The organism is Gemmatimonadota bacterium (assembly GCA_026387915.1).
In the GTDB taxonomy this organism is placed as follows: Bacteria; Gemmatimonadota; Gemmatimonadetes; order Gemmatimonadales; family Gemmatimonadaceae; genus Fen-1231.
Window position 1 is genome coordinate 177,516 of record JAPLKS010000013.1, and the last position, 26,772, is coordinate 204,287.

Annotated in this window: 15 protein-coding genes; 1 reads left to right on the top strand and 14 read right to left on the bottom strand. The window is 63.5% G+C overall.

The annotated features are described in order from the left end of the window. Window positions 1-9: 9 nt before the first annotated feature. The 14 genes from NTZ43_07725 to NTZ43_07790 all read right to left on the bottom strand — a co-directional run bounded on the left by NTZ43_07725 (window position 10) and on the right by NTZ43_07790 (window position 23,955). Window positions 10-408, bottom strand: a complete 399-nt coding sequence (locus NTZ43_07725) for a response regulator (protein MCX5767095.1) — start codon at window positions 406-408, stop codon at window positions 10-12. 61 nt (window positions 409-469) lie between these two features. Further along, entirely contained in the window at window positions 470-1,819 is a 1,350-nt protein-coding gene (locus tag NTZ43_07730; protein ID MCX5767096.1) for a diguanylate cyclase, read from the bottom strand. Further along, a complete protein-coding gene (locus tag NTZ43_07735) occupies window positions 1,819-3,024 on the bottom strand; it encodes an EAL domain-containing response regulator (protein ID MCX5767097.1) in 1,206 nt (401 codons plus the stop codon). Before NTZ43_07735 ends, NTZ43_07730 begins: the two co-directional genes overlap by 1 nt. A gap of 84 nt (window positions 3,025-3,108) precedes the next feature. Further along, window positions 3,109-4,311 (bottom strand): EAL domain-containing response regulator, encoded by a 1,203-nt coding sequence (locus tag NTZ43_07740; protein ID MCX5767098.1) that lies wholly within the window; start codon window positions 4,309-4,311, stop codon window positions 3,109-3,111. A 32-nt stretch (window positions 4,312-4,343) separates the two neighbouring features. Beyond that, window positions 4,344-5,897, bottom strand: a complete 1,554-nt coding sequence (locus tag NTZ43_07745) for a PAS domain-containing protein (GenBank protein ID MCX5767099.1) — start codon at window positions 5,895-5,897, stop codon at window positions 4,344-4,346. Next, entirely contained in the window at window positions 5,894-8,020 is a 2,127-nt protein-coding gene (locus NTZ43_07750; GenBank protein MCX5767100.1) for a response regulator, read from the bottom strand. Before NTZ43_07750 ends, NTZ43_07745 begins: the two co-directional genes overlap by 4 nt. A 394-nt stretch (window positions 8,021-8,414) precedes the next feature. Next, window positions 8,415-10,163 carry a D-aminoacylase gene (locus NTZ43_07755; GenBank protein MCX5767101.1) on the bottom strand — a complete coding sequence of 583 codons (1,749 nt, stop codon included), beginning with the start codon at window positions 10,161-10,163 and terminating at the stop codon, window positions 8,415-8,417. A gap of 4 nt (window positions 10,164-10,167) precedes the next feature. Continuing rightward, window positions 10,168-11,706 carry a serine hydrolase gene (locus NTZ43_07760; GenBank protein ID MCX5767102.1) on the bottom strand — a complete coding sequence of 513 codons (1,539 nt, stop codon included), beginning with the start codon at window positions 11,704-11,706 and terminating at the stop codon, window positions 10,168-10,170. Window positions 11,707-11,988: 282 nt separating this feature from the next. Further along, a complete protein-coding gene (locus tag NTZ43_07765; GenBank protein MCX5767103.1) occupies window positions 11,989-13,392 on the bottom strand; it encodes a hypothetical protein in 1,404 nt (467 codons plus the stop codon). Window positions 13,393-13,416: 24 nt separating this feature from the next. After that, window positions 13,417-16,593 carry a SusC/RagA family TonB-linked outer membrane protein gene (locus tag NTZ43_07770; protein ID MCX5767104.1) on the bottom strand — a complete coding sequence of 1,059 codons (3,177 nt, stop codon included), beginning with the start codon at window positions 16,591-16,593 and terminating at the stop codon, window positions 13,417-13,419. 344 nt (window positions 16,594-16,937) lie between these two features. Further along, window positions 16,938-18,233 carry an amidohydrolase family protein gene (locus NTZ43_07775; GenBank protein MCX5767105.1) on the bottom strand — a complete coding sequence of 432 codons (1,296 nt, stop codon included), beginning with the start codon at window positions 18,231-18,233 and terminating at the stop codon, window positions 16,938-16,940. Further along, entirely contained in the window at window positions 18,233-19,546 is a 1,314-nt protein-coding gene (locus NTZ43_07780) for an amidohydrolase family protein (GenBank protein ID MCX5767106.1), read from the bottom strand. Before NTZ43_07780 ends, NTZ43_07775 begins: the two co-directional genes overlap by 1 nt. A gap of 14 nt (window positions 19,547-19,560) precedes the next feature. Continuing rightward, window positions 19,561-20,967 (bottom strand): amidohydrolase family protein, encoded by a 1,407-nt coding sequence (locus NTZ43_07785; GenBank protein MCX5767107.1) that lies wholly within the window; start codon window positions 20,965-20,967, stop codon window positions 19,561-19,563. A gap of 120 nt (window positions 20,968-21,087) precedes the next feature. After that, the gene (locus NTZ43_07790) at window positions 21,088-23,955 is read right to left on the bottom strand and encodes a prolyl oligopeptidase family serine peptidase (protein MCX5767108.1); all 2,868 of its coding nucleotides are present in this window, start codon (window positions 23,953-23,955) and stop codon (window positions 21,088-21,090) included. 113 nt (window positions 23,956-24,068) lie between these two features. On the opposite strand from NTZ43_07790, the gene NTZ43_07795 reads away from it, so the two are divergent. Further along, a complete protein-coding gene (locus NTZ43_07795; protein MCX5767109.1) occupies window positions 24,069-26,771 on the top strand; it encodes a M14 family metallopeptidase in 2,703 nt (900 codons plus the stop codon). Window position 26,772 lies beyond the last annotated feature (1 nt).

The window sequence follows — 26,772 nt, forward strand, 5'->3', positions numbered from 1 at the left end:
CTCGCGCTCCTACCGCGGTGACGAGGGAGAGTCCGCCGGCGGCGTGGCCAGCACCTGCGCTACGGTATCGAGCAACAGCTGCGACGAGAATGGCTTTTGCAAGGTGGCCGCTGCACCGAGTGAGGCCGCCATGTCGAGATAGTCGGCGGCGTCGCCCCGCCCACCGCCGGACATCGCAATGATCTTCAACGCCGGCCACCGTTGCCGGATTTCCATGATGGTCTCAATGCCCTCTTTGTCTGGCATCACAAGATCCGTGACCACGAGATCAAACAACTCACGCTCGACCGCCGCAATGGCGGATGCGCCGTCGTCGGCCTGCGTGACGAGGTGCGCATCGAGTTCCAGCACCTCGGCCAAGAGTTCGCGAACCGCGAATTCGTCGTCTACCAGCAGAATCTTCGCCATGCTGTCTCCACGCAGTCGTGGCACCCGTTGCCACGCAGTGATCTTCACCGCTGCACCCCTACTACGGTCTAGCCGTCAGCCGCGCCTCCAGCGCACGGTGTAGTACCTCGTCGACGGTCGAGAGCAACGCATTGACCGTGAATGGTTTGTCCAGAAATGCCACGACCGCCCCGGGCGCTCCGGCCCAGGATACGGGACCGTGCACGTAGCCGGACATGTAGATCACGCGCACAGCCGGTGTGATGGCCGTGATCTGGTCGATCATCGTCATCCCGGTCATGCCCGGCATGATCACGTCTGTCACGATCGCTGCAGGACGTCGCGCCTCACCCACCGCAGCAAAGTGGCGGATCGCCTCCTTGGGATCGTCCGTCTCCCACACGTCATACCCTTCGCCCGCGAGCGCCAGCCGGACCGATTCGCGTACCTCACGGTCGTCATCCACGACAAAGAGACGTTCCTTGCTTGGCGTCGCCTCGCCTGCTTTCATCGGCGTCACGATCGCTGTCGACTCCGGCGTTGGCACGGCGAACTCCGCTGCGGTGGTGACACGATCGCGTCCCTCACTCTTGGAGGTGTACAACGCCCGATCAGCGGCGGCGAGGAGTACCTCATATGACCCCATCCCCGGCTGATGCACCGCAATACCCGCGCTCACCGTCTGCCGGCCCCACGCAAATTGCCGTTCGCGCATTTGGTGCAACACGCGCTCGGCAAACACCGTCGCCGATGCCGCCTCGCTCGCCCGCAACACCGACACAAACTCTTCTCCGCCAAAACGCGCCGACAGGTCCTGCCCGCGCGTATTGTCACGCAGCACCTCCCCAAACTGGCGCAACGCGTCATCACCTGCGGCGTGACCGTGGGTATCGTTGACGCGTTTGAAGTGGTCCAGATCGAACACCACCACCGTGATCGGATGCCCGCGTTCCGCGGCGGCGAACGCCGTCTCAAGTGCCACATCCAACTGCCGGCGGTTGGGCAAGCCCGTCAGTCGGTCAACAAGCGCCATATCCTCCGCCGACCGCCGCTCACGGTTGAGCGCCTCCGCGAGCACGGCAATGCCAATCGATACCACGAGATACACCAGCACAATCGCCAGCAAGAGCGACCAGTTGGGTTCGGCAATGTCGAATGCCACCACGCTCACCTGCGTTGCCGTGATCACCGCCATGCCGCCGGCGAGTGCCACGGCAACACCACGGAGCCCGCGATAGTACGCGAGCAGAAACGCGGGGATCAGTGCGGGGAGCCACACGAGCGTTCCGAACCCCGCATTGGTGAAATCCGGAAAGCTCAACACGGCCACCACGGGCACGGCAAACGCCATGAGGGAAATCACGAGCGCGCGCGGCGGCACGACCCGGTCTTCCGGACTGCGGGCGGGCGCGAGTGGAATTCGTGGGGGCATCACGCGACCCGACCCTGCCACTGCGGCACCCACTGTGTGAGTCCTAACTCTGACATGGGCCGCGCCACATAGTAGCCCTGCACCATATCGCACCCGAGTTCAGCCAACAGATTCCAGTCCTCTCGTGTTTCCACACCCTCTGCCACTGATGTCATCCCGAGATCGCGCGCAAGCGCGAGGCTCGCCTCCACCACTGATCGCTGCGTAAACGACGTAGAACAACCGTGCACAAAGCCGCGATCAATTTTGATCTCGTTGAATGGCAACTGTCGTAAGTGCGAGAGACCGGAATTCCCAGTGCCGAAATCATCCACGGAGAGATTGAACCGCTTGAGTCGTAGCCGGGTAGATACTTCAGACATTCGGTTCGCATCGCGTGCGACCTGCGTCTCCGTGAGCTCGAGCGTGATGCGATCATTCGGCACGTTGGCGTCGCGCGCCATCGCCTCAATGCGCTCGGGAAGGTCCAGCTTGTCGAAGGCGCTCGCCGAGAGATTCACCGCGACCGCGAGGTCTCGTCCATCCGCGCGCCATCGCCCCGCACAGCTAATGGCCGCCTGGAGCGCATAGTCATTGAGCTGGTCGGCGAACTCCGTTGAGCTCTCGAGGAACGGAACAAAGGCGCCTGGCAGAATGAGTCCGAGCGTGGGATGCTGCCATCGCACGAGGGCTTCGGCCGAGCTGAACCGGCCGGACTTCATGTGCACCTTCGGCTGATAGTGCAGGTGCATCTCGCCGCGACGAAACGCCTCGGGGAGATCGCCCGTCGGAGCCACCACGGCGGCGCGCTGTGGCGTGGCAGCGGCCGTCGTCATTTGCGAGAGGAGCGACGCCATGCGGCGAAGGTCTACCGGCTTTCGCACCGCGCCGAGCACATGTAGCCCTTGGGCCGCCGCCAACATGCCCGCCGTCTCGAGAATGCGCGGTTCCTCAACGCTCATCACCACCACCCACGCCTCAATTCCCACGGCGGCAAGGGCCCGCAGCGTCTCAACGCCGTCAGACTCCGGCATCTGCAAATCGCAGAGGATCAGATCAAACTGTGTGCCCGGCACCGTTACGGCCGCCAACGCCTCTCGTCCGCTGCCAACCGTCACCACGCGCCCCACGCCGAGCGTCTCGAGTACGAGCCGCACGTATTCGCGCACTTCTTCCTGGTCGTCAATGACCAGTGCCGCGTATTGGGCCAACGGAATGGGGGGCATTTCGTAACAGCAGTTCGGGGGGGGTGGCGTCTCGTGATGTGGGTGGCGCTGGTGTTCGGTGGTGCGTGTGACCGGTGGTGCGCGTTATTGGTTGTGCATCATCCATTGCGTGACCCAAATCCCGAGTCCCGCCTCCGGCATGGCATGCGCAATAAAGTTGCCTTGTCCCACTTCGCATCCGAGTTCGTCGAGCAGATTCCAGTCTGGGCGACTGGCCACACCCGCGCATACCGTCGCGAGCTTGAGACTTCGCGCAAGGGCGAGGCCCGCTTCGACCATGGCGCGCTTGCTGTCGGACCTGGAACAACCGTCCACGCACTCGCGCGACAACTTTAACTCACCAAACGGAATCTTGAGGATTTCTTCGATGCCGGAATGCACGCCGGTGAAGTCGTTGAGCGCGAGCCGGAATCCCTTGATACGCAGCCGTGCGGCCACGTCAATCAGGGTGGCGAGATCGCTTCCAATGGTCGTTTCGCCTACTTCGATCGTGATCCGCGCCGGTTGCACTTTGTGTTCGCGCGCCAACTGCTCAATGAACTCGGGGAGATCGAGTTGCCCCAGTACCTTGGGCGACAGATTCACCGACACGCCGATCTCGCGTCCATCGGCCTGCCAGCGGGCGCAAGCCGCCACGGCTTCGCGCAAAATAAATTGAGTGAGCGTGCTCAACTGCGAGCTCGACCGTTCGGCGAGCGCGAGCAAGGCGTCGGACCGAATGACGCCGTGTGTGGGATGCGTCCACCGTACGAGGGCCTCGGCGCCGACGCACACGCCACTCCGCATCACGATTCTCGGCTGATAGTGAATTTCCATCGCTTTTCGCTCGAGTGCCTCAGCGACCTCGGCTTCGGAAATCACCGGTGCGTCCTCGGGAGGCGGTGCCGCAACTTCCGTGGTTCTCCGCAGTACCGCCTCAAGCTTGTCCGCCGTAAGCGGCTTGGAGACCTCGCCGACAATATGGAGACCACCGAGCGTGGCCAGCAGGCCGGCACTTTCAATGACGCGCTCGTCCTCAACGCTGAGAATGGCGACCGTGCACTGCAAACCCAGCTTGCCCATGGTGCGAATGGTCTCGATGCCGTCCATCTCCGGCATCCGCAGATCGCAGAGGATGAGGTCGAATGCCGCGCCAGGCGCCGTCACCGTCTGGAGCGCGGCGCGGCCGCTCGACGCCTCCTCGACCTGCGTCACATTGAACATGAGCAGTTGGTCGCGCACAAACTTGCGCACGTGGACTTGGTCGTCAACGATGAGTACGCGGAGTGCGGAGAAGTCGTCAGTCATGGGGGGCGAGTCTGTGGGAGAAGTTGGGGCGATTATTCGATCGTTCCCGCTGACGCGGGATACAGCGTGGCGTAAATGGTGCGCACGACGTCCTGCAGCGTGTATGGCTTTGCCAGCAACGGCCAGGCCACTGAGTCAGAGCCGGCCCCTTGCTGCGTACGCGTTGTGCCACTCGTGACGACGAGCATACGCACGCCGGGGAGCATCCGTTTGCATTCGACGGCCAGCATTCGGCCATCGCCGTCGGCAAACACATCACTTGTCACCAGCACATCCACGGTCGTTGTGGGCGAGGCGGCAATCCGAAGCGCTTCGTTGACGGTAGACGCGACCGCCACCTCAAAACCGTGCTCGGCTAGTCCGGCAGAGATCGCGTCACGCACGAGCGCGTCGGGCTCTACAAAGAGCACGGAAATCGCGCGGGCACCCGGAGTCGGCGGTATCGCTGGCATCGCGGCCACCGTCGCCGCGATCTGCCTCGGCAACCATACGGTGTACCTCGTTCCGTGCTCTGGGACACTTTCCACCTGAAGCTCTCCGTGCAACGCGCGCACGATGCTACGCACGGCGAGCAGTCCAATACCAGTCCACACGTCGGGCGAAGCGGGTGGGACTTCCGGCTCAAAGAGTGTTGCGAGCTCCGTAGCACTCATTGCGGCTCCGGAGTTGCTCACCGAGAGCCGCACGTACTCCCCCGCCACGAGGACCCCTGCCATCACGTTCGAATCACTCACCGTGGTATTCGCGGTCTCCACCTTGAGCGTGCCACCCGTCGGCATCGCCCCGATGGCCTGCAGCACCAGCGTCATCACCACTTGTTCAATCTGGCCGGCGTCGGCCAGCACGAGGCCGAGGGATTCGTCGAGCAGAAATGATTTATTGATATTCGGAGGTAAGGCGCGCTCGACCGCCGCACGCAGCGTACGGAGGAGCAGATTCAGATCAATCGCACTTATGGCGCCGGCGCTCCGGCGGCTGAGCGCCAGCAACTGACGCGAAAGCCCTGCCGCCGCTTCCGCCGCCGAATGGATTCGGCCCAGCCGGTCTTTCAACGTCTCGTCGCTCGCTTTCATCGCCAGCAGTTCGCAATAGCCTTGAATCACGACGAGCAGATTATTGAAATCGTGCGCAAACACATTGGCGAGCTGACTGGCGGCCGCCTGCTTCTGCGCGTGCCAGAGCTCCTCGACCAATCGGCTCTCGTCCGAAATGTCCGTGCACATCACGCACGCACCGACGCGCGTGCGATCGCTATCGTACACTGGATGGATGGTGGCACGGAGCCGGTGAGTCAGTGCGTCACCCGAAACGGCTTCCACGCGCACACCGCTGACCGCCACCCCACGTTGCAATGACTCGCGCGCCCGATCTTCCAGTGAGGGATGCGAGGTCGGGAGCAATGCCGCCAACGTGCGCCCAAGATGATCCGCGTATGGACGGCCCGTGAGCGCCGTAAACGCGGGATTCACCCAGCGGGCGCACAACTCGGTATCCACGAACGCGACCGCATACGGCGCGTCCTGCCACGCCGCCACTAGCACGGCAGGGAGCGCCTCCCCTGTGAAAACCGGAGCAGCGGTCGTCATTGATCGCCTCGTATCGGAGGCGCGCCGGTAGGCGGGTTGCTGTGCATCGCTGCCGTCGCAGGCAGGGGTGCGTCGAGCGCTTCACGCACGGTGCGCACGAGCGTGGCGACCTCGAACGGCTTCTGCATCACGCGCGTCACGCTCTCATGTACGAGGCGTTCGGCGTCGGCCAGCGAGGCATCCACACCACTCATGGCCACGACGCGAACGTTGGGACGCAGGCGGCGAATCGCGTGGGTCATCGCAATACCGTCGAGGACCGGCATTTTGATGTCCGTCAACACCACCGCGATGTCATTTCCATCGCGTGCAAAAAGTGCCACGCCCTCGGCGCCGTCGCGCGCGGTCAGCACGCGGAAGTGAAACTGTTCCAAGGTTTCGCGCACTAGCTCGCGCACATCGTCCTCGTCCTCCACGACCAAGACAAGCTCTCCGTGCCCTTCTGGCGTCCCCACGAATGTGCGAGGTGCGGCCGGCTCTGCGGACTCTTCGACCACGGGGAGATACACGCGGAACATCGAGCCGCGCCCGACGATGCTTTCGACGCCAATGAAACCGTTGTGCGAGCGCACGATACCCAGGCTCGTCGATAGTCCGAGCCCGGTGCCTTGCCCCGCGGCCTTGGTGGTGAAGAAGGGTTCAAAGATGCGATCGAGCACACCCGGGACAATTCCAGGGCCGGTGTCGGTTACGCTGATGCAGATGAAATGCCCCGCTCGTCCACCCGCGATTCCGAGGGCGGCGGCCTGCTCGAGCGTTACCTCCTCCGCGACGATCCGTAGCAGCCCGTGCCCTTCCATCGCCTGCACGGCGTTGACGCACAGGCTCAGCATCACTTGATGGAGCTGCGCGGGGTCTGCCATCACACTCGGCAACTCTCGCGGGGCCACGACCTCGACGCGAACGTCTTTGAGTAATGTATCGTCGAGCATTTTCGCCACATCGTTGACGACGTGCCGAACCGTCATCGCGACTTTTTCTCCCTCGAGGCCACGCGCAAAACTCAGCACCTGCTTCACCATAGCCGCGCCGCGCGCCGCGCTCTTTTCGATGGTCTTGAGGTGGCGCGAGGCCCGTTCGTCGAGCGGCAGCCGCTCCAGCAACCCGACGGCCATGACGATGGGAGCGAGCGTGTTGTTCAGGTCGTGGGCGATGCCGCCCGCCAGCGTGCCGACACTCTCGAGCCGCTGCGTCCGGTGCTGATGCGCTTCGAGACGGCGCACCGCGGCTTCGGTGCGTTGCTGTTCTTCTCGCCGCTCAAGAGCACCGAGCGACGCAGAAATCTCAGCGGCCACGTCGCCGAGGAGGATCACTTCGTCGTCGCCAAAGGCGCCCGCCTCTGCGGCGAAGACCGTGAGCACGCCGACGATCGTGCCGTTCGCCGTCAATGGAAGCGAGGCCGAGGATCGGAGTCCGTACACGATCGCCGCCGCGCGCCACGGTGCTGGCGTAGCATCGAGTTCAAAATCTGCGAACACGACCGTGCGCCCTTCGCGCGCCGCTTGGCCGAAACCGTCAGGGTCCGCACTGAACGGCAGACCATTCGGGGTGTCGTGGCCGACACCGGCGGTCGCTACTGCACGCAGGACCCCGGTCACAGGATCGAGCATGCCAATCCAGGCTAGTCTGAAATTTCCGTCGGTCACCGCGCAGCGGCACGCGTCCGCGAACAACGCTTCACGAGTGGCGGCGCGACGACTTACATCGGACGCACGGCGCAGGAAGTGGTAGGCGTGCGTCAAGCGAAAGTTCTCGCGCATCGTCTGCTGAAACAGCGTGACATCGCGCGCCACCACCATAAACCGACCGTCAGTGGAGACGGCGCCCGCCCGGAGGTTCATTTGGCGATACTGACCGTCCTCGCGCGTAAGCCGAAGGCTCAGACTTCCGAGCGCCACACCCGCGCGCAGGCCGGTCAGTGCGTCCTGCATCCGCGCGCAATCATCCGGATGCACGAGAGTGGCGATATCGCGACCCTGAGTAGCCGCCACGGACCATCCGAGCGTCGGCACGATTGCCGGATTCACGTCGATAATCGTTCCCGTCCGGTCGAGCAACAAGAAGATGTCGGAGGAGGTCCGCCAACATTCTTCGAGGTCGAGGGCGCGCTCGCGATCCGTCATAGGCGGCACGCTCCGGCGCACAACGCCACACGCAGACCGGCGGCGCGTTCGGCGCCAGCCGTGAGTGCTTCAACAAGCCGCGCCGCTTCGTCCGCGTCATCAATGCCTTATGCAGATGGGAGTCGTCTCCCACAATCTGTCGTACAGGAGCGCAAAGGCGCTATCCGAATATCCCTGACTCCATTGGCCATTCTGTCGTGAAACGGACTTCCGACGGTGGCCGAAATGCGGTCGGCCATCGCCCGTTAAAGCGGAAGTCGCCCAACCCTCAGAGGGGTTGGACGACTTCCGCTCTTTTACCGGCGGGCCTGTAACGCCGAGTAGAATCTTCCCTTTTCCCTTACATACGTTAATTCAACGGTCGTTCCGAGCGCTCAAATCCAGCTGCTTCTGGTCATTTCCCACCGGAGCGCCACGCCGACCCGCGCACAATGCGCCCCGGCTTCGCCCCCGTGTGACGGCCGTCCCGCACCACCTCGACGCCGTTGATCAGCACCAGATGCATCCCCGTCGACAGCTGCAACGGCTTTTCGTACGTGGAGTTCTCCCGAATGCGCTGCGGATCAAAGACGACAATGTCAGCAAACATCCCCGGACGGAGAAGCCCGCGGTCGGTGATCAACAGGCGCTGCGCGACCGCGCTCGTCATTTTGCGCACGGCGTCTTCGAGCGGAATCACTTTTTCGTCGCGCACGTACTTGCCCAAGATGCGCGGATAAGTGCCGTACGACCGCGGATGCGCCAACGCCTTGGTGCTGTCTGGATCGCTACCACCGGCATCGGTGCCAATCTTCATCCACGGCTGCTTGAGCTGAAGCTTGACGTTGTCTTCGTTCATCAGGAAGTACATCGTGCCAATGTCCCGCCCTTCGGACTTCAGCAAGTCCATGACAGTGTCGAGCCAGTCCTTGCCCATTCCTGCGGCAATCTCCGAGAGACGGTGGCCCGACCACTTTTGGTTTGCGGGGCTGCGCAGCCCGGCAATCAGCACGCCCTGCGGCGTCGCTTGCTCGCAGAGACTCTCCCAAAAACTCGTGGGGTGCGCGACTTCCGCGCGAATCTTGGCGCGCTCGGCGTCGCTCGAAATATTGGCGAACAATTTCCCGTCGGCCGACACCGAAGGCGGCAGACAGGCCGCGAGGCCGGTGCCACCGGCGGTGTACGGATACATGTTGGCCTGCACATCAAAGCCGGTCGCTCTCGCCGAATCGATTTTGGCGATCATCGCGGCTTCTTTGCTCCAGTTCCCAACGCCCGCCGCCTTGAGGTGATAGATCTCAACGGGCACACCACCCTCGCGGCCAATGCGCAACGCCTCGTCCATAGCCTCGAGCACCTGATCGGCCTCGGAGCGCATATGCGTGATATAGATGCCGCCATAGGGCGCCATCGATTTCGTGACCTCGATCAACTCTTCGGTGCTCGCGTAGTTGCCCGGCGGATAGATCAGAGCGGTGCCGAGCCCGAAGGCGCCGTCTTCCATGGCATTGCGCATCGCGCCGCGCATGGCATCCATTGCGGCTGGGGTCGCCGCGCCCATCGCCATCCCCATGCCGAACACCCGAAGCGTGCTCGCGCCAACAAATGCGCCGACGTTTGGCGAGATGCCGTGGGTTTGCATCGCCCTGAGCCAGGCGTCGAATCCGTGCGGCCCCATAAACGGGCGGGCCGCCGCCGCGGCAGCGGGAGACGAATTCTCAAGTGAGCGCTCGCTGATTGGAGCACCCGTGTATGCCTCACCAAAAATCTCGGTCGTGATACCCTGCGTCACTTTGCTGACGTCGCGCCCGTCGCCCGAGACGTAGTTGCCGCCCGCCTGAATGTCGATAAACCCTGGCGCGACCACCAATCCGGTGGCGTCAATGCTGCGGCGCGCCACGAGCCGTTCGGCGGACCCACGTCGAACAATCTTGGCAATGTGATCCCCACGAATGGCCACGTCACCATAGAACCACGCGTTGCCCGCGCCATCCACAATGCGGCCGTTGGCAATCACGAGATCGTACGGTTCGTCCGCTGCGGGGCTGCCGCTCGTCGCCGAGGTGTGCAAGCCCGCGCACCCCGTCGCGAACGCGAACGCCATCGCACCCACGGTATGCACGGCTAGGCGGCGGTGCGTGAGGTAGTTCGTCTTGAGTGTCATCGCGTCAGTTCCCCGCCCCACCACTGCGCCCGCCACGGCCACCGCCGGCCGTCGCCTTGCGCGTGAGCAGCGAAATGTCGGGTGCCATGCCGTAGTACAACCCTGTCACTTTGTTGTCGGGGGTGACTTCAAACTTGATGAAGGCACTCAGCGCACTAATGGAACCGTTATTCCACCAACGGAAGTTGTTCGCGTTCCAGTATTCGAGCGTTCCGCGCACCAAACCGCGCGACATTTCGAGCTTGCCGTTCACGAGCGCCACGGTGGCCTCGCCGTACATGCTGTCCACAAACGTGCCCACGTACGTCGTGAGCGGCAGTGGCGCGGACACGGCGACATGCGGCGCCGTCGTATCAACCGGTGGCCGACGCGCCGCGGCTCGCGCGGTGGCCTCCGCGATGTAATCGCGCACTGGGGCGCCGAGGTGGCGGTCGAAGATGTAGTGCATCAGCAGGTCGGGCAGCTGCGTGTGATCCGTGTTGCTGAGCACGACGACACCGAGCTTCTTCTCCGGCATCATCCCGACCGCGGTCGTCATGCCGGGCGTGTTGCCGCCGTGCTGCCAGACCAACTCCTTCCGATAATCCTGCACGAACCATCCCATCCCGTAGGTATTGAACAGCGTCTGCTCGCCGCCACCGGGACCACCTGCTCCGACGAGCATCTGCGAGGTGTGGGTCTCCTTCAGTGCGGCGCTGCTCACCAAGCGCTTGCCGCCCACCACACCATCGTTCATCTGAAAGCGCAGCCACTGCGCCATATCCACCGCATTCGAGAGAATAGATCCCGCCGGCGCGATGTTCTCGGCGTTGAACTGCCCCTTTCGCACCACGGTGTCCTTTTCCATGGAGTGCGGCGTGGCGACGTTCGGGGTCGTGACTCCTTTATACGTCGGCGCACTCGACGTCATGCCGAGCGGCGTGAAGATGCGCTGCTGAATGAGGTCGTCCCACGTGCTGCCCGCTGCGTTGCCGGCGGCGACACCAGCGGCGAGGAACATGATGTTTTGATACGACCACTTGGAGCGGAAGCTCGACTCGGGACGGAGGAACCGCACGCGGTGCAACACATCATCGCGCGACGTCCCGGCGTCAATCCAAATGAGCTCGCCACGGCCAATGCCACTGCGATGCGACAAGGCGTCACGCAGGGTGACCTGCGCGCTCGCCGCCGGATCGGCCAGCTTGAAGTCGGGCAAATACTTGGAGACAAGATCGTCGTACTTCATCTTGCCGTCCGACACCATCATGCTCACGACCGTGGCGGTAAACGCCTTGCTGCTGGAGCCGATTTCAAAGAGGGTGCGTTCGTTGACCAGCGTCTGACTGCCGGCGGCGAGCACGCCGAATCCCTTGACGTAGAGCACCGTGTCGTTGCGCACAATGGCGACCGCGGCGCCGGGCACCCGAAGCGTGACCAAGGCCTTGGCCACATAGGCGTCGAATCCGGGATACGGTTCCTGCGCCGAGAGTGGGCGGGTGAAGGCCAGTCCGGCAATCAGGACTCCGGCCGCGAACTGCATATGACACCGTGTCTTCAGCATCTGTACCTCATGTGAGGAAGTCCAACCAGCTCCACGCCACGCGCCCTGCTCGCTCCACGCCCTCCCCCGCCTCACGACCCGGAGCCATCGGCCGCAGATCAGAGAATGGGTTCATGCGCCGTCGAGGCGGCAGGCCCCTTAGTATACGATTTGGTATACCAAAATACTCCCGAAGCTATGACTCTTGGAGCGGACGCACAAGGGCAACGAAGGGGCCAAACGCACGGCGCGCCACGGAGCGGACTCCGTGGCGCGCGGTGTGCCTGCAAACCTGCGGTTGGGCTACGCCTTGCGGTCGATGCAGCCGGTGAACGCCGGGTTCACCTTCTCGCCGTCCGGCACGGGCATGTTCACGTCCGCGCCGTACACGCCACCCTTGAAGTAGACCCCCTTCGGGAAGACGTTGTCCTCGGTGCGGCCGTACTGACGGATCATGCGACGGAGGTCGCCGAGCCGCTGTCCGCGTCCGAAGGTCCAGAACCCCTTCTCACGGAAGAACAGGGTGACGGCATCGCTCTTGGTGGCCGGCACGCTGGCCAACGCCGCCATGGCCGGCACCTGATAGACGCCAATCTTCGGTGCGGCCGCGCGCAGGGCGTTCAGCGTAGCCACCATGCCCGTGTAGTCATTGGCATTGAGCTGTGCCTCGGCCTCGAACAGGCGAGCGTCAATCCCGGACGCGATCGGAAGCGGATCATCACGGTTCCAGATCTGTTGCACGAAATGCGGGGTCGCGCCGTCTTCGGCGATGACCTTCGGAACCGCCTGACTGCCGGGGATGACCGGCACACGCGGATCCTTGGCCGATGCAAAGGGGAGCGCGTTCTTGATCAAGTTCGACGTGCCGTTCACGATGTCGAAGCTGTCGGCCACGCTCATGCGCGCGGTGTTGCTGATGTTGCCCCAGATGCCGTTGTCGTCAGCGTTGTCGCCCGGGTTGCTCGTCCACACGTACTGGAACGCCGTGGGGATGCCGGACACGACCGCAGCGGCCGCCGCGTACTGACCCTGGTTGACCAGAATGCGCGCCTTGATGATCGACGAGGCCTGCCGGATGAAGAGGCTACCGGCATCACCGCCGACGTTGACGGCGAGCGCCGAATCCAGATGCGCCTTCGCCACGTCGTACACCTGTAGGTTCGTGAGCGGCGGCCCGAGCACCACCTGGCCCTTGAGCGCACTGCCAAGCGGAATACCGTTGCAATAGGCCTCGGACATCGACATCTCGACGAAGCCGAGCGACATGTAAAGCTCGCCGATGTCCGCCGTGTTCGTGGGCACGTAGGTCTTCATCGCATCGATGGCGGTGATCACGAATCCACGCGCCTGCGTGACCTGCGTGTACGGAATGGTCGGGTTATCGGTTGTGATCGCACGCTGGTCGATGTCCTGCCGCGTGTTTTGGAAATCGGCGTTCTTGAACTCGTCGGTCATGATGCCTGTTTCCTGCCACAGGCATTCGAGGCTGGCGCAGTTCACCAGCAGCTTCACGCGACCGATGGCGCCAATCCGCAAGGCCGCGGCGGCCGACGGCGAGCCCGCCGCGTCAGAGCCGACGATGCCCGGGTTTTCTGGCTGGAGCAGTTCCTTGGTGTAGTCTTTGCACGCGAACGCCAAGAGCGAGGCGGCAGCAATAATGCAGCCCGTCGCTACGGCCGATCGAGCGCGATGATCATTTCGTGTCATGAATCTCGTCCTCGATGGGGTGAGTTAGTACTTGAGATTGAAACGGAGCGTGATGTACGTCGGCGGAGGGGCCGACTGGAAGTTCGTCTGGTTGTCATTCTGGGCGAGCCCCTGATTGATCTCGGGATCAATGTCGGAGAAGCCGGTCCAGTGATGAATGTTGCGGAGGCTGAGTACCACGCTGGAGCCCTTCTGCGCCCGCAACGACTTGGTGGCGATCCCCGGCAACTGATACACAAAAGACAACTCGCGGAAGCGCCAGAACTGGCCGTTCATAAAGTAGCCGGCCGCGGTCTTGTAGTTCGTGCCCCCGAGGTTCGAGCCGTAGGTCTTGGCAATGTTCCGCGCCTGCTCACCAAGAGGAGACTTCGGATCCTGCGTTTCGGCGCAGGCGCGCGGATCGGTGTTGCACTGGAAGTTGTTGCCGCCGTCCTGGACGTTGAAGCCGCCCTTGTAGTCGAACGACATGTTGATGCGCAACGTGTGCCGGAACAGGTCGAAGCCGTTCTGGATGGAGAAAATGTCACGTGGAGCGGTCACGCCACGGAACTTGAGGGCGGAGTCCACGTGCACCTCGGACAGTGCATCGTCCTTGTTCCACTGCAGCACGCCGTCGTGATTGGCGTCGTTATACGTGAACGGACGGTACCACTGGCCGTTGATCGGGAGCCCCTCACGCTGCTGCGTGGTCAGGCCCTGCCCAATGACGCGGCGTGCATTGGTGGAGGCGTCGAAGCCGAGGTTGACCACCATGTTGGTGTTATGCGAGCCGTTGATCGTGACATCCCACCCAAAGTTGGGGCGGTCGAACAGCTGCGTGGTAATCTGCAGTTCGTGACCCGAGTTCCGGATCGAGCCCACGTTCTGGAGCACCGAGAGCTGCGAGGCCGCCGACGAAGGGGCGAGCGGCACGCTGATCAGCGCGTCGTAGCTCTGGCGGCGATAGTAGGTGTAGTCCACGTGCACGAGGCCGTCGAAGAGCTGCGCGTCGAGGCCCGTTTCGTATTCCTTTGAGGTCTCAGGCTTCAGATCTGGCAGGCCCGGCTGCGCAGCCACGAGGCCCGGCGTATTGATGCCCGAGGTCGTGCCGCGCGTGGGGATGCTCGAGCTCGCCGCGGTGAACGTGACGAGTGCGGCCGTGGCGCCAGGCTGCACGCCGCTCGCACCAAATGCCGCGCGCAGGCGCAGCGACTGGAGCCACTTCTTCTGCGGGAAGAACGGCTCGTCGGATACCAACCACGAGGCGCTCAACTTGGGGTACACGACCTTCTGGAAGTTCGAGCCGAACGCGCTGTTCTGGTCGGTACGAACCGCGGCGGTCAAGAAGAGGCGATCGCGAAGGCTGGCCTGCTCCTGCACGAAGAAGCCCAGCGTCTTGACCACGGTCGGTTGGGTGTTGCTCGCCGTGCGCGTGGCCGCGGCGCCCACGCTGTTACCACCGGGCGGGAGCCCCGATCCGTTGGTGACAAGTCCGTCCGACTCAATGTTGTTGTATTCCGCGCCGACCGTCGTCTTCAGGTTCAGCCACGACCGTGCGTCGTAGTTGACCGTGCTGGAGACTTTGGTGGTGAAGTTGCGCTGGTCAGTGCGACGGTCATCCACCACGCCGATGCGCTGCGTGCTGGCCACCGGGCACTCGTTCAGTCGGCAGATGCGGTAGTAGTCATAGCTGGCAAAGTCGATGCCCATCGTAAAGTCATTCTGCATCCACGAGTACGGACGCCAGAGGGCATTGCTGCTCAGGAGAAAGCGCTGCAAATCCTGCTTGTAGCTCTCCTGCATGACGTCGCCCGGCGCGTACTGGTAGTACTCGTTGAGCGGTGCGCCCTCAGCCGTCGTCGTGATTTTGCCTGGGCCAGGGCCGCGGAATCCGTAGTTCTGGAGGCCCGTGTAGAAGAGCGCCTCAAACGCGGCGTCGGACGGCATGATCCGGTTGTTCGACTTATTGAAGCCAAAGCTCACACCGATGTCCAGCTTGGGCGACATCGTCGCGTTAAGATTGGCGCGGAAGTTCACCGTTTGCTGCGCGAGCGGATGCAGCCAGTCGGACTTCACCGGCACCTTGGCGTCGGCAAACCGCTGCTGGTCGAACGCCGGCATCTGGATTGGCGCCCACTGGTCGGTGGCGTCGGTCGAGATAAAGTACCGAACTGCTTCAGATCCGCCGCTCACATTAAAGCCGTACGACTTGGTCTGCCCGTCGTGAATGAACGTGCGGGCCGGGTCGCGCAGCAGGAGATAGTGCGTCAAGCTGTCGGTGAGACAGGGCGAACCACCCTGCGCCGCGGGCGTCGACATCAACGCGAGCTGGCAACGGATTGGCGTGGTGGAGCCTGGAGCATGGCCCCAGTTCATATACATCATTGGATAGTTATTGCGATCCTGCACGCTGCCCATTTCGCCGAAGTACGACCAGCGGGGCGCACCGGCCCTGCCCTTCTTGGTCGTAATGACGATGACGCCGTTGGCCGCCGACGTGCCGTACAGCGTGGCCGCTGACGGGCCCTTCACAATCTCAATGTCCTGGATTTCCTCAGGATTGAGCGTATTCAACAGCGAGAAGTTGGTGCTACCATTGCCGGTCGTCGTGTTGGCGTTGAATCGGACGCCGTCCACCACGTAGATCGGCTGGTTGCCGAGACTAATCGAAGAGGTGCCGCGGATGCGCACTGTCGGCGCGCCACCGAGAATCGAGCCCGGGAGCATGACAACGCCCGGCGCCTTCGCCACCAAGAGGTCGGCGACCGAGGTGACCTTCATCTCCTCGACTTTCTTCCCCACGTCGCCGAGCGTCGTGATGGAATTGCCGAGCTCCACGCGCCGCTGCTGGCCAATGGCCGTGGTCACGACCTCCTGCAGCTGCACGACCGCGACGCTGAGCTTGAAGTCCAGGCTGGTGGTGGCACCGTCCGTCACCGTGGCCGGTTTGCGCAACGACTGGTAGCCCACGTGCATCACCATGACGGCGACGCTTCCGGCTGGGACATTGCGGAGCGTGAACTTGCCCTGCTCGTCCGTGGTGGCCGTGAGCAAGGTGTTAACCACGATCACGCGGGCATTCGCGAGCGCCGCAGCGGACTCGCCGCCCGTCACGGTACCGGCAATTGTTCCTTGTGCTGCGAGCGGCAGGGCCGCCGCAACGAGCAGGAGCCATGCGGCGACGAATGCAACGTACGACCTCAGGCGGGTGAGACTCGACATGCGGTATTCTCCTAGGGATGGCGTCGGAGCGACAGCGGCGTCAGGAACAGTCCACTCGGCTTGCGACGGGCACGGTCACACCGCAAAAGAAACGGGGTGCGACGCGATCGGGGGGGGCGATTGGCGTGCCGTGCTGGCCTTGGAACGCACGGATGTGCGACAGGCCGGCACTTTGAGACCGAGGACATTACGACATCGGGAGAGTCCCGTCAAGCAAAACGGAAGCGCGCTCCGCAAAGTCAGACGCGCACGTCGGCGCCGGGAATGCGGCCGCACCCCCCTGAATGCATTCGCGGCAGCCCAAGGAACGGGCTGCCGCGAACGAGTCATGCACCGCGCCGCCGCTACGGTTTGATCGGCAGCGGACGCGATTTGTACTTGGCATACAGGCGCGAGTGACGATCATCGTCGGCCAGCATGCGGCCCTTGATGAACACCTCCACCACCTGCGTGCGCAGATCCATCGGGTCGCCGGTCGTAATGAAGAAGTTGGCGAGCTTGCCCTTCTCAATGGACCCGATCTCCTTCTCCACGCCAAAGATTTCGGCGGGCCAAATCGTGAGCGCCTTGAGGGCGCCGTCCGACGGCAGTCCGTACGCCATCGCCAGCGCGGCGTGGAACGCCACGTGGCGCGCGTTGGAGCCCGCTCCCGTGGAGAAGGCGAACTTCACGCCGGCCTCGTAGAGCAGGCCGGGCTGTGCATAGATCTCGTCGTATGGCACGTCGTCGCCGGGTGCCGACTCCAGCGATCCGAGAATAAGGGGAATCTTCTTGTCCGCGAGAAACTTTCGGACCTTCCACGCCTCACTGGCGCCCGAAATCACGACGCGAATCCCCCACTTCTCACCGAACGCGACCGCGGCGCGAATGTTCGCTTCCCCGTTGGCGGTGATAATGGCCGGAATTTGTTTGTTCAGGAGCGGCCGCATCGCTTCATAAATCAGATCTAGCTTGGCCGAGCCCGAGGCACGCGCCGTGTTGTACTCCTTGGACTCGGTCATGAAGCGTTCAAAGTCAGCGACGAGCGTCGGACTCGCCGCAGCACCGCCTCGACCGCCACGCCCACCACCACGACCACCGCCGCCACTGCCGGGCAGGTTGATCACCATCCCAGCCGACTTGGCGACGGACAGATCTTCCCACGTCCAGCCCGCCGTATTGATGAGCGCCGCCTGGCCGCTAATCACACCACCGGTCGGCGAGGTGATCGCCGACGTCACGCCGTTCATGCGCGTCACGCCGAGCAGTTCGCTCTCAACATTGAGGCCGACTAAGGCGCGAATGTGCGGATTGAACTCCCCCATCTCGGTGCGCAATCCCATGGTTTGGACGCCACCGACTTCACCAAGCCCGAGCCCCGTGTTGGCGTCGATCATGCCGGGGTAGATGTACTTGCCAGTGGCGTCAATCACCTTGGCATCGGCCGGCTGTGCCGCCGGGCCCATTTCCACAATCCGGTTGTTGCGGACGAGGATGTTGGTGTTGGGCATCTTCTGCCCGCCGGGGTTCACGACCGTGCCGCCCTTGATGAAGAAGGTCCCTTCATCACCAGCGCCGGCCTGTGCCGCCGCGTTCGTCGCGCTCGCCGCCACCAGCGCGGTCGCCACGAATAGCGCGAGATGCTTCGTCTTGAGATGCATTAGCGCGTGCCTCCCTGCGTCTTGTCGGCAATCTTGCGAAGCGTGTTGGCTTCGGCGCGCTCGAAGAGCACTTTGCCGTCCACAATCGTGTATTCCACCATGGCGTCAGGCGCGAACGGGTGCGCGGAGAAGACCGCAATGTCCCCGTCTTTCCCCGTCTCGAGCGTGCCGACCATTTTGTCGACGCCGAGCTGCTTCGCCGGATTGAGCGTCACCATCTTGAGCGCTTCGTTCACGGGCATGTTGCCGTAGCGCACACCAATGCCCGCCTCTTGATACAGCCGGCGGATGCGTTCGTCGGAATCGGAGTTGACCGACACCACCACGCCGCGTTGCGACATCAGCGCCATGTTGAACGGAATCGCATCCCAGGCTTCGGCCTTGTACGCCCACATGTCGGCGAAGGTCGACGCCATCGCGCCGTGCTTGGCGATTTCGTCGGCGACCTTGTAGCCCTCGAGGACGTGCTGGAAGGTGTGCACCTTAAAACCATTTTCTTCGGCCACACGGATGAGCATCAGGATTTCGTCGCCACGATAGCTGTGCGAGTGCACCTTGAGGTCGCCGTGCAGAATGTCGGTCAGCGCTTCGAGCCGCAGGTCGCGGCGCGGCATCATCGCGTTGGCGTTCGTCTTCACCGCATCGCGATACTCCTTCCACTCCTGATCGTATTCCTTGGCCTTCTGAAACCAGTAGCGCACCGTGAACTCCACGCCCATGCGGGTCATGGGGAACCGGCGCTGATCGGCCGGCGCCGTGGAGCTCGCCTGCGTAACGTTCTCGCCGAGCGCGAACTTCACAATGCGGAAGGCGCCCTTGAAGAGCATCTCGTCCGCCGACTGACCCCACCGCATCTTGATGACGCGCGCTTGACCGCCGATGGTGTTCGCGCTGCCGTGCAGCAAGAGCGCCGCCGTCACACCGCCCGCGAGGGCGCGGTAAATAACCGGATCGTCGTTCTTGATCTGCACCTGCACTTCGGGCGTCACCGACTCCGTGCCCTCGTTGATGCCGTTCTCGAGCGCGGAGTGCGAGTGCGCGTCAATAAGGCCCGGCATCACGAACTTGCCGGTGCCGTCAATCGTGCGGACGCCCGCGGGGATGGTGACGTTCGTGCCGACGGCCGTGATCTTGCCGCCGCGCACGAGGATGGTGCCGTTCGCAATGTCGCCGCGTGCGATCGTAATGATCGTCGCGTTCTTAATCGCGAGGTCCTGTGCCGCGAGCCGCGTGGGCGTGGCGGCCACTGCCACCGCCGCACTCACAACGCCGAGGGCTCGGACTGCGAGGGTACATCCGTTGAGGATTCGCATGTGGGAGTCCATGGTTAGTAGAGACGGCCTTCAATAAAGACGTGCTTGATCGGGTTCGTGGCGGCAAAGAGATCGTTGCCACTCACCACGACGAAGTTGGCCAACTTGCCCACCTCGATGGTGCCGACGGCAGCGGTGATGCCGAGCACGGACGCCGGCGTGACCGTAGCAGCGCGGAGCGCATCGTCGGGGCTCATACCGGCCGCGATCGTCATACGAATACGGTCACGGAAGGTGGCGCCACTCTCGCCACCGTACGACGCGAGCGCGACCGGTACGCCGGCCTTGGTCAGCGCCGCCGCATTAGCCCGCACTTCATTGGAGTCCGCAGCCGTTGCGCTCGGCGCCTTCCCCGTTTTGCCCGAACCGACGGCGAGGAACTCGCGGCCGGTGATGGAGTCGGGCGACGGCCATTGCAAACTCACCACCGCCGTCGCGCCACTCGCCTTGAGGACCGCCGCACTCCGCCATCCTTCTTGCGAACCGACGACCACCGGGCTCTTGAGTCCTAGCTCCTTGGCGATCTCAGCCACGCGAGCAATCTGGCGCTCGGTGGAGGCCACGAACCACGACGACATTTCGTTCATGGCCGCCGACATCATGGCGCGGCGCATCGGGTCGTTTGACGGGCGCGCGGCGGGAACGCCGGCCTTGAATGCTTTGTCGAGCCGCGCTTCGTACTGCGCGTCGAGATATGCCTGCCGGATGTAGGCGACCACGCCGATTCCCGTCGCCGGGTAGGCACCACCGCGCTTGGATCCGAACGCCACGTCCTGCCCGGCGGCAGCACGCAACGACAGCGATCCGCCGGCCTGCGCGCCAGTCAGCGCGGCGCCGACGCGGCCGGGGAAGATCCCGCCATCGAATACGAGGCCAACCGTCGTGACGCCGCCGGCGCGAAACGCCTTGAGTTGATCGTCGGTCGGCGCGAACATCTCGGCGGCTTCTGCGCCCGCATCAATTTCTGGGAGCACCACCGGCGGCTGCGGAGCGGCCGCACCGCCAAGCGGCTGCCCGCGACCACCAGCGACTGCCGCCGCGCCACCGCGGCCGCCGCGTCCACCAGCGGCAGCGGCAGATGCGTCTGCGGCAGCCGGCAACGCGCGCGATGGGCTCGGGAGGCCGATGCTCGTCGCGGCATCGATCAGCCCTGCGTAAACGGTGTGCCCCGTGAGATCCAGCTTCACCGCGCCAGCGGGAATGGCGACGGTCGCGCCTACGGCAGCAATGCGTCCGTCGTGCGTAATGACCGTGCCCTTCTCAATCACCTTGCCTGGGGCGATGACGATGCGAACGTTGGTGAGGGCGTAGTCGGCCTTGATGGGCGCGACCGCCTTGCCGGGATCGGCGGTTTGGCCGAACGCGGTCGCGAAGGCGATCGGGAACGCCAGCGGAATTGCCAAGAGGAGTCTGCGGGCCATGCGTGGAGCTCCTGATTTCTGGGACAATGGGGAATCAACGGTACTACGCCCAGCGCTACGCAGATGCTGGGTTCGATCGAATGCGCATCTCATGGACACTAAAATGCCGCGTCTCCAGCCCTACCGCGAGCCGCCGTCGCCCCCCGGGCGAGCGGCTGGCGTGGTCGCGCCCTTGAGGATGCGCTGACGCTGGAGATACGTCTCGCCGTTCACAATCCAGTCGGCCGGTGCATCGCCCTTGAGGAAGTGCCCGAACCACTCGATTTGCCGCGTGTGGTAGTCGCGCTGACTCTCGGCGCGGGCCACGTTGTGATTTTCGCCTTCGTACACGAGGTACACCACCTGCTTGCCGAGGCGACGGGCGAAGTTGTAGAGCTCCTGGCTCTGATACGCGTTCACATTGCCGTCCGCGTCGCCCTCCTCGAGTAAGAGCGGAATGCGCAGCGAGTCCACGGCGAACACGGTGGAGTTCCTGATGAACGCTTGGCGGTCTTCCCACAACGAAACGTCCATGCGCTCCTGCCCCGTTTCAAAATGCTGCGCTTCGGCGAGTCCGGAGTTGCCCGAGGTATAGCCGTAGAACGACACGAGGTCGGTGAGCGGCGCGCCGGCAATCGCCGCCGCAAATGTGTCGGACCCGTGCACCGCGTAGAAGGCCGACTGATAGCCGCCCCACGAATGTCCCATCGCGCCGACCTTCTTGGCGTCGATATCTGCGACGCGCGCCACCGCCGTCTTCACCGCTGACGTTACACAGTCGAGGCCAGACCACCCCGGATTTCGTTTTTGAAACAGGATATCGGGCCGGAGAACGAAGTAGCCCTCCTGACTAAAGTTCTGCGTGTTGTACACCGTGCGGTCACTCGGCCCCACGTACGCATGGAAGCCCTGCGACAGTTTTTCGTAGTAGTAGACGAGCATTGGATATTTCTTTCCCGGCTGGTAGTTGGCCGGATACGTCAGCATCATCTGGATCTTGTCGCCGCGCTTGTTCTTGTAATCCATCAGCACCTGTTTGCCCCAGCCGTAGTCGCCCTGGAACGGGTTTGTTTTCGACACCGCCTGCGCTGCACCCAACGCGTCGGAGGTCGCCACAAAATAATTCGGCGAATCGGCGTAGCTCTGCTCGAGAAAGAGATAGTGCTCGGCGTCGCGCGCCTTTTGAAGACCGCTGATCGCTTTGTCGCGCCAGACCAGGCGTTCCACTTTTCCGCCGGCGAGCTTGGCGTACCCACTCTTCTTATTCCATTCGCCAGTGGTGGACAACACGATCGGTTTGGTCGGATCAATTGTCGCTGCGCCGCCGCCACCGAACCCACCGCGACCGCCTCGACCACCGCCGCCTTGGTCAGGATCGAGCGACACGTTGCGATAGACCGTCGAATCTTCCCGTCCACGCGTCAGGCGCTCGGCGGCGGAGCCGTCCACGTTCAGGCGCCACACATCAAATTGATCGTACACAAACACGGCCGTTTCCGACGGACCCCACCCCGCCACGCCGTACATACCGGCTTCTGGCGTCGGATGATCATCCTGGAGGTCGACGAAACTCGCCTTGGTTTTTTCCGTGAGATTCGCGCGCTTGCCGTTGGTGGCGTCAAAACTCCACCATTGCCCCTTCTGCGAGTAGAGCACATAGCGCCCACTCGGGCTGATCGATGCTGAGCCGATCGACTTACTGATCACGGACTCGCGCTTTCCGGTGGTTGCGTCCACACGCATCACGTCGCGGTACGAGCGGCCAGAGAGCGATTCCTTGAAGTACGGGGATGCGTCGAGCGCCAGCGCCGCGGTCCGCGTTTCAGAGAACTGCAGATTCTCATAGGGATCGTCGGTCAGCTTCACCACGCCATTCGTGGCGAGGTGCCACACCACCGGCACCGTGCGCGTGCGATCCTGCACCGCGTTGACTTCCTGCTGGTGAAACTGGCGCACGTCTTTCCAGTGCCACACTTGCACGCGGGCGGGCGTTGCGCCGCCACGTCCCGCTGGCGCCGGCTTTGCCTCGCGCGGCGCCATGCCGAAGATCAGAGCACTGCCGTCTCCATTCCACTGCAGGGCGCGGTACGACGGCACGCGCATGCCAGCGGGGAAGCGTCCGTCGGACGAGAAATCATATACCACGCGGGCCGCGGTCGTTGAAGCGGCATTCTTCCACGCCACCACCACCTGGCTCGTGTCGGCGAATGCCGTATCCGTGCGACTGCGGAAGACGGCGAGGTCGGCGCTCTTCGCGCGCCAGAGGATACCGGAGTAGGTGTGGTCGCCCGCGTCGAGTGATCGAAGCGTGCCGGTGGTTGCATCGAGGAGCTGCACGCCGTTGCCGGTGCGACCCTCCACATCCACGGTCATGGCGAGGAGCGCTCCTGTATCGCTCCACGCAAAATCCGCCACGTTGCCAAAGGTGACCTGTGTGCCGCGGTCGAGGTCGCGCACCACGAGGTCGGCGCCGCGTGGCGCCGTGGCCCCTGGAGCGCCTGCACCGCGATAGCGCCGCAAGGCCACCTGCGCGCCATTCTTTGAGAGCGCAAAGGACTGTACGTCGTCGAAGGCGAGCGTTGTGCCGGCACGAAGGTCGACAATGCCAACCTTGTTGCGCGTTGCGGCACTGCCACCATCTGCTGCCCCGCCCCGGCCGCCACGACCACCACGACCACCACCCGCCGCTGCGCCGGTGTCCGGCGCAATCGTGTAGACGAGCCAGCGGCTGTCGCGTGTGAACTGCGGCGACGTGCCCATACGTACGGTCTTTTCTGACGCGCCGCCGACCTGCCGGTAGCGGAGTTCATTGCTCCCGTTCACGCGGCGGATTTCGTAGGCCATCCACGTACCGTCGGGGGAGAGTTCGCCGGCGGCGGGCGTTTCCCATTTGCCGTAGTCCACTTCGGGCACACGCCCTTTCGCGGCCTGCGCGGAGAGGGGGGCAAAGACCGGTGTCGTGGCCGCAACGACCAGCCCGAGGGTAAGGATCACTCGAATGCCGCGCATGGTGTGCTACTCCCGAAAGGATGGAGAAGCATGCATCATACGATAGAGCGAGAAGCATTTCCACACCGGGCGACGCCGAGTCTCTGCGCCAGCCCTCCGACTGGGAGTTCCTCATGTTGGCGCAACACCGTTCGGCCGCCCTCGGCCGACTGCTGATTTCGTTGCTCGCCGCGAGCGGTTTTGCGTCTGGGATTGCTGCCGCCCAGCCCGCCCGTTCCGCGATCCCCACGCCACAATCGGTGTTCGGATTCGCCGTCGGCGCCGACAGCCAACTGGTGGACTACGAACAGTCGATCGGTTACTTCCGACGGCTCGCGGCCTCGAGCAATCGGATCAAGCTGCTGGAAGTCGGCAAGACGGCGTCCGGCAAGCCGTGGACGATGGCCGTCATTTCATCGCCGCAGAACCTGGCTAAACTCGATCACTACCGTCAAATCGCGCAGCGACTCGCGCACCCTGAGGGGCTGACCGACAGCGCGGCCCATGCGCTCGCTCGCGAAGGGCGCGCGTTTGTGGACATCAGCGGCGGATTGCACGCGTCCGAAATTGCCGGATCGCAACACACGCCGTTGCTCGCCTGGGATGTGCTCTCTCGCGCCAATGAACCGGAGATCCGCGAGGTACTCGACAATGTGATCTTCGTGCTATGGCCATCGATCAATCCGGATGGTCAGGACATTGTGGTGAACTGGTGCCGCGATCAATACGCTGGAAAGAACACCGGCCCCATGGAGCTCTACGAGAAGTACGTGGGCCACGATAACAACCGCGACAGCTACATGATGAACGTCGTGGAGTCGCGCGTGATTCAGAAAGTGTGGCGCGAGTGGGAGCCCAACATCATTTACGTGCACCATCAGTCGTCGCCGGAACCGACGCGGATGTGGATTCCGCCGTTCGCCGACCCCGTGGGTTTGCGCGCGCCGGCCATCCCAGCGCGCATCGTCAACTCGATTGGCACGTACATCGCACAGGAACTCGACGCCCACGGGCAGCCGGGTGGCGTACATATGCTCGCCACCTTCGACGCGTACTACCCGGGCTACATCGACTACATGCCCGTGTATCAGAACATCCCGTCGTGGTGGACCGAGACGCAGGGTGGAAACTGCGCCACGCCAAAACCCATCGGCCGTCCCGAGACGTTCCCCACCGAATACCGCGACCTGCGCCCGCAGGCGCTCTACCTGAGTCCGTGGGCCGGCGGTGAATGGCATCTGCGCGACGCGGTGAACTACATGGTCACCGCCTCACGTGCCACGCTCAAGTTTGCGGCAAAGTTTCGCGAAGAGATTTTGTACAATCGCTATCAGTCCGGGCGCGACGTGATCAAGAAGTACCGCACGAGCGGACCCTACGCCTACATCGTCCCGCAAGAACAGCGCGACGCTATGGCACCGGTGGAACTCCTGCGCCGCTTTGCCTTTCACGGCGTCCGCATCAGCCAACTCGATCGCGATGCCTCGGTGGATGGCACCAGCTATCCCAAGGGCACGTGGGTCGTTCCAATGGACCAAGAGTTCGGCGAGCTGGTGCGCGAAATCTTTGAAGTGCAGAAGTATCCCGACATGGGCGACGATCTTCCGTATGATGCCGCCGGCTGGACGCTGCCGTTCCAGATGGGTGTCAATGTCGTCGAAGCCAAGACGCCGCTCTCCACGGAGTTCCGCTCCGCGATGAAGCCCGTCAAAGGCACCGCCGAAGCGTGGGGCAAGTCGGCAGACTTTCCCTTCACGACCAACGCCGTCGCGGCTGGCATTGTCGCTGCGAGCGGCGCCATCACGGGCAGCGGTGAACATATCCTGCTCGATCCCAAGCAGAACAACAGCTTCCGTTTTGTCACCAAGGCCCTCGCGGACGGTGCGACCGCACGCTATGTCGGCAACAGCGGCCGCGGCACTGAACGCTGGGCTGTGACTGGCGTGGCCCCTGCGAAGGCCGATGCATGGGCCGCCGAACTGTCGTTGCGCGCGGAGCGTGTGGCGTCGCTACCGGCATCAGCGTTGGCGCCCAAGCGCATCGCGCTCTACAAGGCGGCGGCGGGCAACATGGATGAAGGCTGGACCGAATGGTTGCTCGACACGCACGGCTATTCGTACAAACTCATTGGCCCTGCCGACCTGCAGGCCGGTGAGCTCACCACGAAGTTTGATGTGATTGTGATGGCGTCACAGGCGTTCGGCGCGGGCGGTGCTGGTGGTGGACGCGGTGGTGCCGGTGGTGGAGCGGGCGGCGGTCGCGGAGGTCGCGGTGGCGGCGTCGTCGACAGCACGGCCATTCTTGCGGGCGAATCACGCACCAAAGCCGTGGACGCCTTTGTGTCGGACGGCGGTACGATTGTCGCTTGGAATCAGGGCGCCACGGCCGCGATCGCCGCACTGCGCCTTCCCGTGCGCAACGTGGTAGCGGGGTTGCCGCGCGCTGAGTTCTTTACCGGCGTGTCGATTATGCAGGTGAATGTGGACCCGCTCCATCCGGTGATGGCGGGCATGCCGGAAACAGCGGACGTCGTGGTGAGCAGTAGCCCAGTCTTCGCTACGCTCGACGGTTTCGACGGCTCCGTTATCGCCAAGTTCACTGCTTCCCCGCTCCGCTCTGGCTACCTCGGCGGCGCCAAGTACCTGCAGAGTCAGGCCGCTGCGCTCGACGTCAAGAAGGGCAAGGGCCACGTGGTGCTCTTTGGATTTCAGCCGCAATGGCGCGGGCAGCCGACCGGTAGCTTCCGTATGATTTTCAACGCAATGATGTTCTCTGGCGAAGTGAGCGCCACCGCCAAGAGCACACCAGGATTCTGGAGTCCGCCGATCGTTCCGTAGG

Coding starts and splice junctions, on each gene's coding strand:
- NTZ43_07725 (MCX5767095.1), bottom strand. CDS start 408: ATGGCGAAGATTCTGCTGGTAGACGACGAATTCGCGGTTCGCGAACTC.
- NTZ43_07730 (MCX5767096.1), bottom strand. CDS start 1,819: ATGCCCCCACGAATTCCACTCGCGCCCGCCCGCAGTCCGGAAGACCGG.
- NTZ43_07735 (MCX5767097.1), bottom strand. CDS start 3,024: ATGCCCCCCATTCCGTTGGCCCAATACGCGGCACTGGTCATTGACGAC.
- NTZ43_07740 (MCX5767098.1), bottom strand. CDS start 4,311: ATGACTGACGACTTCTCCGCACTCCGCGTACTCATCGTTGACGACCAA.
- NTZ43_07745 (MCX5767099.1), bottom strand. CDS start 5,897: ATGACGACCGCTGCTCCGGTTTTCACAGGGGAGGCGCTCCCTGCCGTG.
- NTZ43_07750 (MCX5767100.1), bottom strand. CDS start 8,020: ATGACGGATCGCGAGCGCGCCCTCGACCTCGAAGAATGTTGGCGGACC.
- NTZ43_07755 (MCX5767101.1), bottom strand. CDS start 10,163: ATGACACTCAAGACGAACTACCTCACGCACCGCCGCCTAGCCGTGCAT.
- NTZ43_07760 (MCX5767102.1), bottom strand. CDS start 11,706: ATGCTGAAGACACGGTGTCATATGCAGTTCGCGGCCGGAGTCCTGATT.
- NTZ43_07765 (MCX5767103.1), bottom strand. CDS start 13,392: ATGACACGAAATGATCATCGCGCTCGATCGGCCGTAGCGACGGGCTGC.
- NTZ43_07770 (MCX5767104.1), bottom strand. CDS start 16,593: ATGTCGAGTCTCACCCGCCTGAGGTCGTACGTTGCATTCGTCGCCGCA.
- NTZ43_07775 (MCX5767105.1), bottom strand. CDS start 18,233: ATGCATCTCAAGACGAAGCATCTCGCGCTATTCGTGGCGACCGCGCTG.
- NTZ43_07780 (MCX5767106.1), bottom strand. CDS start 19,546: ATGCGAATCCTCAACGGATGTACCCTCGCAGTCCGAGCCCTCGGCGTT.
- NTZ43_07785 (MCX5767107.1), bottom strand. CDS start 20,967: ATGGCCCGCAGACTCCTCTTGGCAATTCCGCTGGCGTTCCCGATCGCC.
- NTZ43_07790 (MCX5767108.1), bottom strand. CDS start 23,955: ATGCGCGGCATTCGAGTGATCCTTACCCTCGGGCTGGTCGTTGCGGCC.
- NTZ43_07795 (MCX5767109.1), top strand. CDS start 24,069: ATGTTGGCGCAACACCGTTCGGCCGCCCTCGGCCGACTGCTGATTTCG.